The following is a 12563-nucleotide window of genomic DNA, read 5'->3' as shown; positions in this document are numbered from 1 at the left end:
TTGAGCCAATCAAACAGAGATCTTCAAATGAATAGATATATGCCCCTCACCGGAATCGACCTGATCCCGGCCTCCCTGCTCATCGACACCGAAGCACCACTCGACGTCTTACAAGCCATGGCTGACTACCGCATTCGCACGGTCACCCAGGTGCTGGAAAACATCGCCTTCCGCGCCGAGCTCGGTTGCGACACGGTAGTGTTGACGGACTTTTCCAAACTGTTGGCCATTCCGTTACGCGATGGCTGTGACTTGATGGATGTGATCGGCCGGCGTTTGCGGGCGCAAGCGGCGGAGTAAATAAAAACGGGCGCCTTGTCAGGCGCCCGCTTTGTTTGTGGTTGGTCACTGCCCATTTTTGGTCGCTCCCATAATATTCCCCAAGCGCCAGACCATGCAGCCGATTACGCCAAGCAGCTAAGCTCTATCAGGAGGCCGTTTCGCGATTACTGAAAAATCAGGAGGCGCACCATGAGCAAACAACCCCAACCCCGCAGCCGCTCCAACCCTCAACCCCGATCCCGCCCGGTCGTGCCCAACCTGCCCAGCAAAACCGGCAATAAGTCCGGGGGCTTGCGCGGCAACTACCCGCCTAAGCAGTCGAGTTGAGCGTTGAGCGGTTCTTCCTCCGAGCCGCGCAGCAAGGCCGACCCTCAGGACTTCTCACCTCTTGAAGCGAGGCTTCATGACCACCGGTAACCCTGCCCGAGGACCGGCACACGCTTCGCTATTCTTGATAGAACGCGCTGCGAGCACTGTTGAGTTGAAGGCCGGCGGCACGGGCGTCAGGCGCATAGGCCTGGCTATAGGGTTGCAGGTTGAGCAGAGGATTGAATGATGAAGATGTTACTGATGGTCGAATGCCCTAATGAACCCTTCAACTCCCTTGTCAAAGCCGGGAGGGTGGGCGAAGTGATTGAGCGCATTCTGGCAAGCATCAAACCGGAGGCGGCGTATTTTACCGAGCAAGATGGCATGCGCGGCGGGATCTTTCTGGTCGACGTGAAAGCGCCATCCGACATCCCCGCTTTGGCCGAGCCCTTCTTTCTTAACTTCGATGCCAACTGCAAGTTCCGAATTGTGCTCAGCGCAGAGGATCTGCAAAAGGCCGATTTGGGAAGGCTCGGGCAAACCTGGGCGTAAGGCGCATCCATTGCCGCCATCGATAGTCACCATCGACTCAATGAAGTTCTTATAAAAACTCCGGGGCGTAACATCGGCTCCATACCAAACAACTACACCCCGGAGCACACCATCATGAAACGCCAAATCCTCCTCAGCAGCGCTTTCTCGGTTTTCGCAGTTAACGCTTTCGCCGCTTCTTCTGCTCACCCGGTTGCCGCTGAAGGCGGCTCGGATCGTCTGATTGAAAGTCGTGTGGCTGAGGGTGGTTCGGATCGTCTGATCGAAAACCGCGTTGCTGAAGGTGGTTCCGACCGTCTGATCGAAAACCGCGTTGCTGAAGGTGGTTCCGACCGTCTGATCGAAAACCGCGTCGCTGAAGGTGGCGACGACCGCCTGATCGAAAACCGCGTTGCTGAAGGTGGTTCCGACCGTCTGATCGAAAGCCGCGCCGTATAAATGAATGGCTTCACCGCGGTGCTCAACGAAAAACCCTGCCTGATCAGCCGGGTTTTTTAACGCTCTGATTTTCTGCCGCAAATCGATTCATTACATACCGAAAAACTTCAATAGCCACGGCCCGCCCATACGTAGCATGGGCAAAATCCGAGAATCATCTGGCCGGCCTCCCCTACCTCACGGTATTTACCGACGAACCCGCCCCGCCCCCAGAGGTCAAAGCAGTTGATGGCATCGCCAATGATCAAAGGCTTCTAGCCTATTTCATCCAAGGACGAAGCCAGTCGTTCACACACTGTAGGGTGCGCCGGATTATTTCAGCAGGCTCGGATTCTGCCGGGGGCAGGTGCAGACTGCTGCTCACATCCAATGCTCCCGTATCGGAGTACGAAAATGACTCAGTCAATGCGGTTCTTCCTATCCATAGTCCTCGCGACTGCCTCACTGGCATCGGCGAGTTTCATGAACCCTGCCGGTGCGGCAACCGCCGAGGATCTGAGTACCGACTCTCGGCAAGCGTTGCAAACGCTCTACAAGACTCATCCATTTGCCGAGACCATGTCGCACAACGCCAAAGCGATACTTGTTTTCCCGAAAATCATCAAGGCCGGCCTTGTGTTTGGTGGCAGCTATGGCGAAGGCGTTTTGTTCAAAGGCAAGACAGTTGAGGGTTATTACAACTCCGTCACCGGGTCATGGGGGCTGCAGGCAGGTGCCCAGTCGTATGGCTATGTGGTTTTCCTCATGACCGATAAAGCCGTGAGCTATGTTCGCGAGACCAAGGGGTGGGAAATCGGCGTAGGGCCCACCGTCGTTGTAGTGGATGAAGGGATCTCGAAGAACCTGTCCAGTTCGACGCTGAAGGACGATGCCTACGCGTTCATATTTGACCAGCAAGGGTTAATGGCCGGAGTCAGCATCGAGGGCACGAAGATTTCCCTGATCAAGCGCTGAAAGCCGTCTATCAAGGCGCCTTGCGTTGTCTGCAAGACGCCCCGACAGAGCGTTATCACCGTCCTCGCCAAGAGGTGGCCTGATGAATCTTCTAACCAGATGCAAGGGTGTATGTATTCTTCTGGTGCTGTGCGTGGCGGTGTTCCTGACACTGGTGATTTCCTGCAGTACATTGCCGAGAATAGTGCCCGACATGGCTCGCGCGCCCTCTGCGCCAGTGCAACTCGACGGGGTCCACGGACCTCTGTCAGCCGAGCGCAGCAAAGCCATTCTCGACCGACTCAAGTCCACAGGCGCAGAAACCAACATCTTTGATGTGCACCTCGCTATCGAAGAATCCGTTGTCGGTAGTCCGCTAACGGAAGGAAACAAGGTCGACTTGCTGCAGGACGGCCCCTCCACCTACCAGTCGATGATCAAAGCCGTGGAAGGTGCGCGCGACCACATCAACATGGAGACCTACATCTTCGACGATGATGAAGTCGGCCAGCGCTTCGCCGCCGCACTGATCGCTCAGCAACACAAAGGGGTGCAGGTCAATCTGATCCGTGACAGCGTCGGAACCCTTGGAACACCCTCAGCGTTTTTCGCTCGATTGACCGAAGCGGGCATCAAGGTGCTGGAGTACAACCCGGTCAATCCGGCGACGGCCAAAGCGGGCTGGGACGTGAACCAGCGCGACCACCGAAAGCTGCTGATAGTGGACGGCCGTATTGCCTTTCTTGGCGGGATCAACATCAGCAGCGTCTATTCGGGGGGCTCGTTCAGCTCTCACTCGAAGACTCGCCCCAATGGTGATTTGCCCTGGCGCGATACCGACTTGCGCGTCGAGGGGCCAGTGGTTGCGGATCTTCAAAAGCTGTTCATCGAAACATGGACGACCCAGAAAGGTGAACCGCTCGCCGCTCGCCAATACTTTCCGCCACAGGAGCGCAAAGGCACCGAGGTTGTTCGCGCCATCGGCAGCTCGCCAGATGAGCCGTTCAGCCTGATCTACGCGACCCTGATTTCGGCGCTGCATAGCGCGCAGACCGAGATATGGCTGACGAACGCCTACTTTGTGCCCGATCCGCAGTTGCTGGCGGCACTCAAGGAGGCGGCGGCACGTGGCGTCGACGTCAAACTGGTGCTGCCCAGCAGCACGGATTCGTCGCTGGTGTTTCATGCAGGACGCGCTTACTACAGCGAGCTTCTGAAGGCCAACGTCAAGCTTTACGAACGCCGTGACGCGCTGCTCCACGTCAAGACGGCAGTCATCGATGGCGTGTGGTCGAGTGTCGGCTCCACCAACTTCGACTGGCGCAGCTTTCTGCACAACGATGAAGTCAACGTGGTTGTGCTGGGCACCGGGTTTGGAAAAAAGATGCAGGCGGCATTCATGGCTGATCTGGCCAAGTCGAACGAAATCAAGCTGGAAAAGTGGCAGCGTCGCTCGCTCGCGGTGAAAGCCAAAGAGCAGATGGCGCTACTCTGGGAATACTGGCTCTGAGTCGAGTGGCGCATCGCCGGGATGCGCTCTCCTGCTCCCTGAATGGGTATTTCGTCAACTTACCGAGTCACTGCCGCACTCCGAGTACCCCCAAACGCACTCGTACCCAACCAGCGCCACAAACTTTCCGCATCCTTCACCGCGCCATCCACACGCAACTCTCGCGACTGAAGCACCTCCCGCGGTGTGCGGTCGCCCGTCCACACTTCGGTCAACGCGCGTACGCTGGAGTCCACGACCAGCGTCAGTTCGCGGCCCGGGTCGTCGCGACATAGATCCGCCACACCCTGCTCCACCACCAGCCACCACGCTTGCTCGCCGGGCCGCGCGTCGCGGAACGTGAACTGGATGACCACCGGTCGGGACGGGAACGTTTCGATGCGCACAAACCGGCGCACGTCCCACATCAGCAATCCGGCATCGAGTTCGTCATCGCGCAGGCGGCTGCCGATCCAGCGTGCGCCCCAGTGCCCTAGCGCCATGATGATGGGGCGCAATTCCTCGCCCGCCTCGGTCAGGCTGTACTCCCAGACTTTGCCGGTGGCCGTGCGGTGTATGACGCCGATTTCTTCCAAATGGCGCAGCCGCTGTGTCAGCAGGTTGGTGGACATCCGTGGTACGCCGCGGTGCAGTTCATTGAAGCGTTTACTGCCACACAGCAACTCGCGCACGACTAAAGGTGTCCAGCGCTCGCAAAGGGCTTCAGCACCGCGCGCGACCGTGCAGAACTGACCGTAGCTCTCTTCCATCGCCTGGACTCCGCAACTGTAACGCTTCAGTTTTTGAACTAGCCCCGCTACTTCGTCACGCGCACGCTCAAGCCTTCGAAAGCCAAACTCCAAAGGAGAACGCCATGACAACGGTAGCCATCATTCAGCGCCCGCCCGTGCTGCTCGATCGCAGCGCAACGATCGCCCGGGCCGTGCAATCAGTCGATGAGGCAGCGGCGGCGGGAGCCTCGCTAATCGTTTTGCCCGAACAGTTTATTCCAGGTTACCCGTCATGGATCTGGCGGCTGGCGGCGGGAAGGGACGGGGCTGTCATGGGCCAGTTGCATACGCGGCTGCTGGCCAACGCCGTCGATATCACCAACGGTGACCTGAGCCAATTGTGTGAGGCCGCCAGGATTCACGCCGTGACGATCGTGTGCGGCATCAATGAATGCGACCGGCGCAACGGAGGCGGCACGCTCTATAACAGCGTAGTCGTTATCGGCGCGAACGGCGCAGTGCTCAACCGCCACCGCAAGCTGATGCCAACCAATCCCGAGCGCATGGTGCATGGCTTCGGTGATGCAACCGGGTTGCGCACGGTCGATACACCGGTCGGCCGCGTTGGCACGCTCATCTGCTGGGAAAGCTACATGCCGCTGGCACGCTATTCACTGTATGCCCAAGGGGTGGAGATCTACGTCGCACCCACGTACGACAGTGGCGATGGCTGGATCTGCACGATGCGCCACATTGCACTCGAAGGCCGCTGTTGGGTGCTCGGCAGCGGCACCTTGCTGCGTGGCAGCGACATCCCCGACGACTTCCCGGCGCGTACGCAACTGTTTCCCGATCCGGACGAATGGATCAACGACGGCGACTCGGTGGTGGTCAGTCCTCAAGGCCGGATCGTGGCCGGTCCACTGCACCGGGAGGCCGGCATTTTGTATGCGGACATCGACGTCGCACTCGTGGCACCGGCACGGCGGGCGCTTGACGTCACCGGGCATTACGCGCGCCCGGACATTTTCGAGCTGCAGGTGCGGCGCACGCCGACGACAGCGGTGCGCTATATCGACGAGTGAAGACAGGCAACGGCGGTATCGCCTGGCCCGTGATTAAGGAGTCATGCCATGAGCAATGAACGGTCTTACAAGGGCAGTTGTTTTTGCGGCGCAGTCGAGTTCACCGTCAGCGGCGAGCCGGCTGGGATGGGTTATTGCCATTGCGAGTCGTGTCGGCATTGGTCAGCAGGGCCGGTCAACGCCTTCACGTTGTGGAAACCTGACGCGGTGCAGGTGACACGGGGCGCCGACAACATCGGCACCTACAACAAGACACCGCGCAGTTATCGAAAGTGGTGCAAGACGTGCGGCGGACACCTCTTCACTGAACACCCGGAGATGGGGCTCATCGATGTGTATGCCGCAGTCATTCCGGATCTTGAATACTCGCCGGGTGTTCACGTGCACTATCAGGAGACGGTGCTGCGGATCAAAGATGGATTGCCGAAGTTGAAGGATGTCCCCGGTGAATTAGGCGGATCGGGTATCAGCGTGGAGGAATAGCGCGGGCAAGCTAAGTGTCTGGAATCCCATACCGGTTGCTGTCTGTTCGACGCTCAAGCAGCGGAACAAATAAAAACGGGCACCCTGAAGGCGCCCGTTTTTCCATCATCGCCGCTGAGTTAAACCGATGCGATTTCACCGCCTGGCCAATTCACACACCGATGCTCAATCTCGCGATCAGTGCGATTTTTTTGATCCTGAGGTGGCAGCGTTGTGCAACCCTTTGGTGTTGTGATCGCCTGGGGTCGAGGTCGAAATGGCACCGGCCTTTGTGACGCCGCGGGTATCTCGGGATTGGGCGATGCCTGAAGTCGTAGAGCCATGACCGCGACTTTCTCCGCGATCATTGCCGTAGTGGTTTCCGCTTTCACCACGGCCTCGAACCGCCTTGCCGGCATGATCGCTGGCCAGTCCATTACCACGGCCATTACTGTCAGCGTTGCCGGAGTGACCTGAACCGCTGTGACCGCCACCCGTGCCACCGCCATGGCCGCCGCCATTGCCACCGCCGTTACCGCCTCCGTTGCCACCACCACCACCACCACCACCACCACCCTCTTTCGCATAGGCGGAGTTCATGACGGACAGGTCGGTAGGGAGTAATGGAGCAGCCGCAAGCATCATCGCGCAGGACATGACAGCAAAAAGACTCTTATTCTTTAAAAGCATGATGGCTTCCGTAAGTTGATATCGCGTGCCATAGGACGCAATAACCCCGTTTCAGTTCCAGGTCCTGCGACAGACGGAATGCAATGCATGCAGACTCTGATCAGCATTGTGCTGGAATTGAAAAAAGCGAGCCTTTTGTCAGTGGATTCCAATCGTGTTCGCCACTCAAACGCTAATCAAACGCGCCGTTCAACACTTCATAAATCAGCCCGGTGGCCAGCGCAACCAGGAGCAAATCGGTACCTGCTTGTTGCCATTCGTACCCATCGTAATGAGGCAGCCTGCCGATCAACCGGTCATCCAGTTTTTTGGCAATTCCGGGTGGAAGCGGCTTGCCACGAGCGAGGTTCTTTTGAATGCCGGGTGGCAAAGCAGGACCGGGACTCCAGTAGTCCCGGTAGCCGCCAACAATTTCCAGAACGCTGCCGCGATTGATACTCGGGCCATGCTCCCAATCGGCGCCCCCGGTGTTTTTGCCTTTGCCAGCCTGACCTCCCTGATTGCCATGGGCCTGACTGTTTTGCGTGTTTCCCTTGCCGTTTCCCTGGGATTTACCATTCCCGGGATCGGCCAATGCAGTAGCCGAGCCGCAGACCAGTGCAAGACTTGTCAGTACGGCAATCAACGAACGAGATTTGAACATTGAGTCGTTCCTTCAGTGTGGGGAATATCCCCTCTGAAATGTAGACGCTATTGACACTGTCAGTTCCATGTCCACGCGGCGTTGACGTGAAAACACCTTCCGGGTGCAATCGATTTATACCCTCAATGTTTTCCGTAAATAGCTCGCAGACGCAGGACATAAATGTTTGAACTGGGCTGTTTGGCAGATGGCGGCGGGCGCCTCCTGCCTGTCAAACAGGTCATATCCATTGGCCGCAAAAAATTCAGCAGCACCCTGGGTCAACAAATGCAGTCGGAGCGCCCCCTGGGAGGCTGCACACTGTTCCAATGCACGCAATACGGTTTTGCCCAGCCCCTCTCCCCGGCGTCCCTCGCGCACCACCATTGAACGAAGCAACATGTCGGGGGCCGCCCCCTCCAGCCCTCCAAAAGCCACCCATTGGCCCTGAACTTCGAAACGGTAGAACTGCCGCCCCGGCTCACTGACATCATTGTTGGGTAATGATGCCTGGTTGAGCGTATCCCGGAGCTGATCCAGACCGTTATCGTCTACTTTAATCATCTGCATTGTCACACGCCTTTGAAGGTTCCTACGCACTCAAGCTAGCAGGCCTCGTGGGTCAGACAAGCCCACAAAGTCCTGGGCCGGATCGGCAACGGTGGCCAGGGCCGTCGCGTGGGTTGGTAGCACTAGATGATTGACGACCAGTTGGACTGGTGGCAACACCCTGATGTCCACTGGTCGACACACTATTGATCTGTAGATACAATATATATATTTTTGAGTCTATAGATTAATGGTGAGATTAAACATGGCCGTCCCTCTCAAGGAACAAGCGTTCACCAAAGCCCAATGCGTCACAGGCCTTCGCGCCGCCGTTGGCATCCTCGAAAAATGGAGCGCCTCCAGCGATCAGGCCTGTCGCATCCTGCGCATTTCCCGCAGCACCTACACCCGCGCCCGCCAGCGCGATCCCTCGTGGTCCGTGGCGCTGGACTCAGACCAGATGCAGCGCATCAGTTTTGTCCTCAACATCCACGCCGCTCTGCGCTTGATCTTCGACAACCCGGAAAACGTCTACGGCTTCCCGTCGATGACCAACCACAACGAGTTTTTCAATGGGCGCAGTCCGCTGGAGATCATGGCTCAGGGCGACATGATTTCCTTGTATGAAACCTTCAAGCGCATTGACGTGCTGCGCGGTGCGCAATGGTGAGGGTGAGCGAACTGGCAGAACTTGCCGGCGAGCAGTTGCAGGCTTACCGACTGGTCAATTCGAAGTTTCCACCGATTGCGATGTTTGATGACGTTGCGGATGCAGACGAGTTTGAGGTGCTGTATCAGATTCAGGCGCTGACCAATCCCAGGCTGAAGAATGAAGTGGGTCATCTTGAGTTGATTGCGCGGGATCAGATCCCGTTCGGCATTCCCGGCTGCTCTTACGCGACGGCGCCTTTTACTCACGTCAACCCGGCGGGATCGCGGTTCAGCGATGGCAGTTTTGGGGTGTTGTATCTGGCGGACTCCATGGAAACGGCGTTGGCTGAGGTGCGGCATCACCAGAGTCTGTACTGGTCGAATGTCCCGAGTCTCAACTATGAGCGGTTTGTGTTCCGGGGGTTGTCCTGCTCTTTCGTGGATGCAGCGATGAGGGATGCTGCCGCTATTGCGATGACTGATCCTGTTTACGATCCTGACGATTACACGGAGTCGAGGCGTTTGGGGAGGTCCGTTAAGGAGGTGCGGTGTCCTGGGATTCGTTACCACTCCGTGCGGATGCAGGGCAGTTATTGCTGGGCGCTGATGACGCCGAGACCGGTTTTATCAATCGTTCAAGCAGCGCATTACGAGATGGTCTGGAATGGACAGTTGACGAGTGTCAGCAAGATCAGCGAAGCCTGAAGCTTCTATTCCGGGCCTTTCGCACTCATTACCGGCGTCGATAGTCACCATCGACTCAATGAAGTTCTCATAAAAACTCCGCGGCGTAAGATCGGCTCCATACCAAAACAACTACACCCCGGAGCACACAATCATGAAACGCCAAATCCTTCTCAGCATCGCTTTCTCGGTTTTTGCAGTTAACGCTTTCGCCGCTACCTCTGCTCACCCGGTTGTCGCTGAAGGCGGTTCGGATCGTCTGATCGAAAACCGTGTGGCTGAAGGTGGTTCGGATCGTCTGATCGAGAACCGCGTTGCCGAAGGTGGTTCCGACCGTCTGAACGAAAGCCGCGTTGCATAAATGAATGGCTTTACCGAAGTACTCAAGGATAAGCCCGGCCTGACCAGCCGGGCTTTTTTACGCCCTCCATTTGCGGCATCCACCCTGCCAAGCCACGATGATTTAAAAGTACCCTCCAGACTTTTTCGTCTAACGTGAATTGATGCGTTTGCAAGATCAACTTCCTCGAAAATGCTGGAGGTTGAGCATGAAAACTATCGCTTACTGGTTGACGGCTACGCTGTTGAGTCTGGCGCTGTGCTCCTGTGTTGCGGTCGACGCCGGGAGCGCAGGGGCGGGTGAGATGGAAACTCGCTCGGGGAAAATCGAGCAGATTACCCAGACGCAGATGCAGACCAACCAAGACAGTGGCGTGGGGGCCATATTAGGTGGCATCGGCGGTGTCGGCCTCGGAAGCCACCCATGGCTGGCCCGGTTCGATTCTGGAACAGACCAAAGCCATCGGCCCGTTGACCGACCCGACTGCCTATGGCGGTCGAGCCGAAGATGCCTTTGACGTGATCATTCCCTGGATGCCTGGCTACGGTTTCTCGCAGAGACCCACCGACGGCGGTTGGGGTCCCGACCGTATCGGCGTGGCGTGGCGTGGGATGTGTTGGTGAAGCGTCTGGGCTACAAGCGTTACGTGTTGCAAGGTGGCGACTGGGGCTCGGTGATCGCCGACGCCATGGGACGTCAGGCCCCGCCCGGCTTGCTGGGAATCCACGTGAACATGCCGGCCACCGTGCCTGCCGATGTCGCCAAGGCGATCAACGACGGCACCCCGCCTCGCGCCCGGCCTGTCGGATTCACCCGTCGGCCTGACCGCGTGGATGTTCGACTAGTTCAACCAGTGGACCTACAGCGGCGGCGATACGGAAAAATCCCTGACCAAGGGCGAAATACTCGACGGTATTTCGCTCTATTGGCTGACCAACAGCGCGATCTCGTCCGCTCGTCTGTATTGGGAAAACAACACCAACAACTTCAATGCCGTGGAACAGAAGACCCGGGACATCAAGATCCCTGTCGCCGTGACCGTGTTCCCTGGCGAAATCTACCAGGCGCCGAAAACCTGGACCGAGCGCGCCTATCCCAACCTGATCTACTTCAACGAAGTGGACAAGGGCGGCCATTTCGCTGCCTGGGAACAGCCTGAATTGTTCGCCAAGGAACTGCGCGCAGCCTTCCGTTCGTTGCGCTAAAAGATGATTTGCACGGGCCAGCCCATTGTCCTGATGGGCAGGCCGTACCACCGATTGCTGTCCGCAAGTATCATCCCAGCGTTAATCCACAATGAACAACTTGGCCCCCGTGGTGCTGAATGATCGATGCCCCTCGGCGTTGTTGCCCACCTGATAGCTCATCCCGGCAGTGAGCGTGAACTGGCGTCCATCCTCCAGTTCTGTGCGCAACTCGCCTTCCAGGCACAGCAGGATATGACCTCTCCAGCACCAGTGATCGGCCAGATAGCCGGGGCTGTACTCAACCATCCGCACACGCGTCGAACCAAACTGGCAGGGTCGCCACCAGGCGGTACCGGTCTGTCCAGCGTACTGGACAGGCTCGACAGTCGACCAATCGGTCGTACCAAAGGGAACAGCCATCAGATCCATGGTTGCCTCATCAATGAAAGAGTGCCTGTGGACCGTACCTATCCAGTGATACTTTCGATAGACACAGAGGCCGTTCATTTATGAGATACAGGCGCCCATGCCAGAGGCAGCTTTCCTGCCCATGGGTTGGCCTACAGCAGCACCCGTTTCACATCACTCCGGCCGGCCGTTTCATTTGGAGGAACAGACCGCTAGCTCGCAGCATTGCGCTTTCGTCGCGCCTCTTCATCCTCCGCCAGTGCCTGACGAACCAGCGCTCGAGCGGCCCAGGCGGTGGCGTCGAGTGATTCTTCGATGCTCGCGTGACTGATATCGCGCACGGCGATCAACGCCTCGGTGCCCATCACGATCGACAGAGCCTGCTTCAGTCGCTTGCGCGCCCGGGGTGAGAGGACGTCCTTCAGTGAGTCGACAATCGGCTCGATGTAGCTCATGCGTCGGCCCGGTCGCAGGGGCGTCTCGTGGGACTCGTTTTCGAGCCACACCGTCATGAACGAACGCTCCATCACGTGCAGGCCGATCTCGTCGTCGATCAAGAGTTTGTTCAATGCGTTCGCCGCCAGACCAATGCCCTTTACCGGGTCGTTACCCGGCTGCCAGATGCGCTCCAGCGGCGGCAGGTCACGGTCGGCCGCCGTCTCGCTGATCAACGCCTCCCACAGCGAACGGGGGCTACGCAGGGTTTTACGGCTACCCGGACAAGAAGGCGATCATTTTCGCCCTCCCCTACGAGCCGCCGGCCGAAGCGCCGGACGCCGATTACCCGTTCTGGCTAAGCACCGGCCGCGTTCTCGAACACTGGCATACCGGCACCATGACCCAACGGGTCGAGGAACTGTACAAAGCAGTGCCTGACGCACTTGTCTACATGCACCCCGAAGACGCCAAAGCATTGAAGGCACGCCGAGGCAGTGAAGTGAAGTTGATCAGTCGACGCGGTGAAATCCGTGCGCGCATCGAAACCCGCGGCCGCAACAAACCTCATCAAGGGCTGGTGTTCGTGCCGTTCTTTGATGCCAACAAGCTGATCAACAAGGTCACGCTCGATGCCACCGACCCGATCTCCAAGCAGACCGACTACAAAAAATGCGCGATCCGAATCGAGTTGGTCAGCGTGGCCTGAGGAGAAC

Annotated in this window: 15 protein-coding genes and 5 pseudogenes; 14 read left to right on the top strand and 6 right to left on the bottom strand. The window is 57.9% G+C overall.

Annotation, left to right across the window (positions count from 1 at the left end; translation table 11 throughout):
• The first annotated feature begins 27 nt into the window (after positions 1 to 27).
• The 6 genes from ACYZTM_RS27165 to cls all read left to right on the top strand — a co-directional run bounded on the left by ACYZTM_RS27165 (position 28) and on the right by cls (position 4024).
• Entirely contained in the window at positions 28 to 300 is a 273-nt protein-coding gene (locus ACYZTM_RS27165) for a hypothetical protein (protein ID WP_461985639.1), read from the top strand.
• A gap of 171 nt (positions 301 to 471) precedes the next feature.
• Positions 472 to 609 (top strand): hypothetical protein, encoded by a 138-nt coding sequence (locus tag ACYZTM_RS27160; RefSeq protein ID WP_461985637.1) that lies wholly within the window; start codon positions 472 to 474, stop codon positions 607 to 609.
• 228 nt (positions 610 to 837) lie between these two features.
• Positions 838 to 1143, top strand: a complete 306-nt coding sequence (locus ACYZTM_RS27155) for a panthothenate synthetase (RefSeq protein ID WP_461985635.1) — start codon at positions 838 to 840, stop codon at positions 1141 to 1143.
• 114 nt (positions 1144 to 1257) lie between these two features.
• The gene (locus tag ACYZTM_RS27150; protein WP_461985633.1) at positions 1258 to 1581 is read left to right on the top strand and encodes a hypothetical protein; all 324 of its coding nucleotides are present in this window, start codon (positions 1258 to 1260) and stop codon (positions 1579 to 1581) included.
• A 393-nt stretch (positions 1582 to 1974) separates the two neighbouring features.
• A complete protein-coding gene (locus tag ACYZTM_RS27145) occupies positions 1975 to 2535 on the top strand; it encodes a lipid-binding SYLF domain-containing protein (protein WP_461985631.1) in 561 nt (186 codons plus the stop codon).
• A gap of 82 nt (positions 2536 to 2617) precedes the next feature.
• Positions 2618 to 4024 carry a cardiolipin synthase gene (gene cls, locus ACYZTM_RS27140; RefSeq protein ID WP_461985629.1) on the top strand — a complete coding sequence of 469 codons (1407 nt, stop codon included), beginning with the start codon at positions 2618 to 2620 and terminating at the stop codon, positions 4022 to 4024.
• A 59-nt stretch (positions 4025 to 4083) separates the two neighbouring features.
• On the opposite strand, the gene ACYZTM_RS27135 is transcribed toward cls, so the two are convergent.
• Positions 4084 to 4773 (bottom strand): winged helix-turn-helix transcriptional regulator, encoded by a 690-nt coding sequence (locus ACYZTM_RS27135; RefSeq protein WP_131062662.1) that lies wholly within the window; start codon positions 4771 to 4773, stop codon positions 4084 to 4086.
• Between the two features lie 104 nt (positions 4774 to 4877).
• Here ACYZTM_RS27135 and ACYZTM_RS27130 point away from each other — a divergent pair, with 104 nt between their 5' ends.
• The gene (locus ACYZTM_RS27130) at positions 4878 to 5819 is read left to right on the top strand and encodes a carbon-nitrogen hydrolase family protein (protein WP_461985626.1); all 942 of its coding nucleotides are present in this window, start codon (positions 4878 to 4880) and stop codon (positions 5817 to 5819) included.
• Positions 5820 to 5867: 48 nt separating this feature from the next.
• Entirely contained in the window at positions 5868 to 6302 is a 435-nt protein-coding gene (locus tag ACYZTM_RS27125; RefSeq protein WP_461985624.1) for a GFA family protein, read from the top strand.
• Between the two features lie 177 nt (positions 6303 to 6479).
• Here ACYZTM_RS27125 and ACYZTM_RS27120 read toward each other — a convergent pair whose 3' ends face one another.
• From ACYZTM_RS27120 to arsN2, 3 genes are all read right to left on the bottom strand, one after another.
• Positions 6480 to 6971, bottom strand: a complete 492-nt coding sequence (locus tag ACYZTM_RS27120; protein ID WP_461985622.1) for a hypothetical protein — start codon at positions 6969 to 6971, stop codon at positions 6480 to 6482.
• 172 nt (positions 6972 to 7143) lie between these two features.
• Positions 7144 to 7614 (bottom strand): anti-virulence regulator CigR family protein, encoded by a 471-nt coding sequence (locus tag ACYZTM_RS27115; protein ID WP_461985620.1) that lies wholly within the window; start codon positions 7612 to 7614, stop codon positions 7144 to 7146.
• Between the two features lie 114 nt (positions 7615 to 7728).
• The gene (gene arsN2, locus ACYZTM_RS27110) at positions 7729 to 8163 is read right to left on the bottom strand and encodes an arsenic resistance N-acetyltransferase ArsN2 (protein ID WP_461954592.1); all 435 of its coding nucleotides are present in this window, start codon (positions 8161 to 8163) and stop codon (positions 7729 to 7731) included.
• Positions 8164 to 8407: 244 nt separating this feature from the next.
• Here arsN2 and ACYZTM_RS27105 point away from each other — a divergent pair, with 244 nt between their 5' ends.
• The 5 genes and pseudogenes from ACYZTM_RS27105 to ACYZTM_RS27085 all read left to right on the top strand — a co-directional run.
• Entirely contained in the window at positions 8408 to 8812 is a 405-nt protein-coding gene (locus ACYZTM_RS27105) for an antitoxin Xre-like helix-turn-helix domain-containing protein (protein ID WP_461985618.1), read from the top strand.
• Complete coding sequence (locus ACYZTM_RS27100; protein ID WP_461985616.1) at positions 8806 to 9498, top strand: RES family NAD+ phosphorylase; 693 nt, start codon at positions 8806 to 8808, stop codon at positions 9496 to 9498. Before ACYZTM_RS27105 ends, ACYZTM_RS27100 begins: the two co-directional genes overlap by 7 nt.
• A 133-nt stretch (positions 9499 to 9631) precedes the next feature.
• Positions 9632 to 9835: pseudogene (locus ACYZTM_RS27095) on the top strand (phage infection protein); the annotation flags it as partial.
• Between the two features lie 190 nt (positions 9836 to 10025).
• A pseudogene (locus ACYZTM_RS27090) lies at positions 10026 to 10235 on the top strand (glycine zipper 2TM domain-containing protein); the annotation flags it as partial.
• A 1-nt stretch (position 10236) separates the two neighbouring features.
• Positions 10237 to 11022: pseudogene (locus ACYZTM_RS27085) on the top strand (alpha/beta fold hydrolase); the annotation flags it as partial.
• 81 nt (positions 11023 to 11103) lie between these two features.
• On the opposite strand, the gene ACYZTM_RS27080 reads toward ACYZTM_RS27085, so the two are convergent.
• Entirely contained in the window at positions 11104 to 11433 is a 330-nt protein-coding gene (locus tag ACYZTM_RS27080) for a DHCW motif cupin fold protein (protein WP_131063463.1), read from the bottom strand.
• 191 nt (positions 11434 to 11624) lie between these two features.
• A pseudogene (locus ACYZTM_RS27075) lies at positions 11625 to 12089 on the bottom strand (TetR/AcrR family transcriptional regulator); the annotation flags it as partial.
• Between the two features lie 20 nt (positions 12090 to 12109).
• Between ACYZTM_RS27075 and ACYZTM_RS27070 the strand changes: the two are divergent.
• Positions 12110 to 12556, top strand: a pseudogene (locus ACYZTM_RS27070) (molybdopterin dinucleotide binding domain-containing protein); the annotation flags it as partial.
• Positions 12557 to 12563: the final 7 nt, after the last annotated feature.

This window comes from Pseudomonas sp. MDT2-39-1 (genome assembly GCF_054898085.1).
Note: the sequence above shows the minus strand (reverse complement) of the source record. Positions and strands in the feature narration are given on the sequence as shown.

Coding starts and splice junctions, on each gene's coding strand:
- ACYZTM_RS27165 (WP_461985639.1), top strand. CDS start 28: ATGAATAGATATATGCCCCTCACCGGAATCGACCTGATCCCGGCCTCC.
- ACYZTM_RS27160 (WP_461985637.1), top strand. CDS start 472: ATGAGCAAACAACCCCAACCCCGCAGCCGCTCCAACCCTCAACCCCGA.
- ACYZTM_RS27130 (WP_461985626.1), top strand. CDS start 4,878: ATGACAACGGTAGCCATCATTCAGCGCCCGCCCGTGCTGCTCGATCGC.
- ACYZTM_RS27125 (WP_461985624.1), top strand. CDS start 5,868: ATGAGCAATGAACGGTCTTACAAGGGCAGTTGTTTTTGCGGCGCAGTC.
- ACYZTM_RS27100 (WP_461985616.1), top strand. CDS start 8,806: ATGGTGAGGGTGAGCGAACTGGCAGAACTTGCCGGCGAGCAGTTGCAG.
- ACYZTM_RS27120 (WP_461985622.1), bottom strand. CDS start 6,971: ATGCTTTTAAAGAATAAGAGTCTTTTTGCTGTCATGTCCTGCGCGATG.
- ACYZTM_RS27145 (WP_461985631.1), top strand. CDS start 1,975: ATGACTCAGTCAATGCGGTTCTTCCTATCCATAGTCCTCGCGACTGCC.
- ACYZTM_RS27150 (WP_461985633.1), top strand. CDS start 1,258: ATGAAACGCCAAATCCTCCTCAGCAGCGCTTTCTCGGTTTTCGCAGTT.
- ACYZTM_RS27080 (WP_131063463.1), bottom strand. CDS start 11,433: ATGGATCTGATGGCTGTTCCCTTTGGTACGACCGATTGGTCGACTGTC.
- cls (WP_461985629.1), top strand. CDS start 2,618: ATGAATCTTCTAACCAGATGCAAGGGTGTATGTATTCTTCTGGTGCTG.
- arsN2 (WP_461954592.1), bottom strand. CDS start 8,163: ATGCAGATGATTAAAGTAGACGATAACGGTCTGGATCAGCTCCGGGAT.
- ACYZTM_RS27155 (WP_461985635.1), top strand. CDS start 838: ATGAAGATGTTACTGATGGTCGAATGCCCTAATGAACCCTTCAACTCC.
- ACYZTM_RS27115 (WP_461985620.1), bottom strand. CDS start 7,614: ATGTTCAAATCTCGTTCGTTGATTGCCGTACTGACAAGTCTTGCACTG.
- ACYZTM_RS27105 (WP_461985618.1), top strand. CDS start 8,408: ATGGCCGTCCCTCTCAAGGAACAAGCGTTCACCAAAGCCCAATGCGTC.
- ACYZTM_RS27135 (WP_131062662.1), bottom strand. CDS start 4,773: ATGGAAGAGAGCTACGGTCAGTTCTGCACGGTCGCGCGCGGTGCTGAA.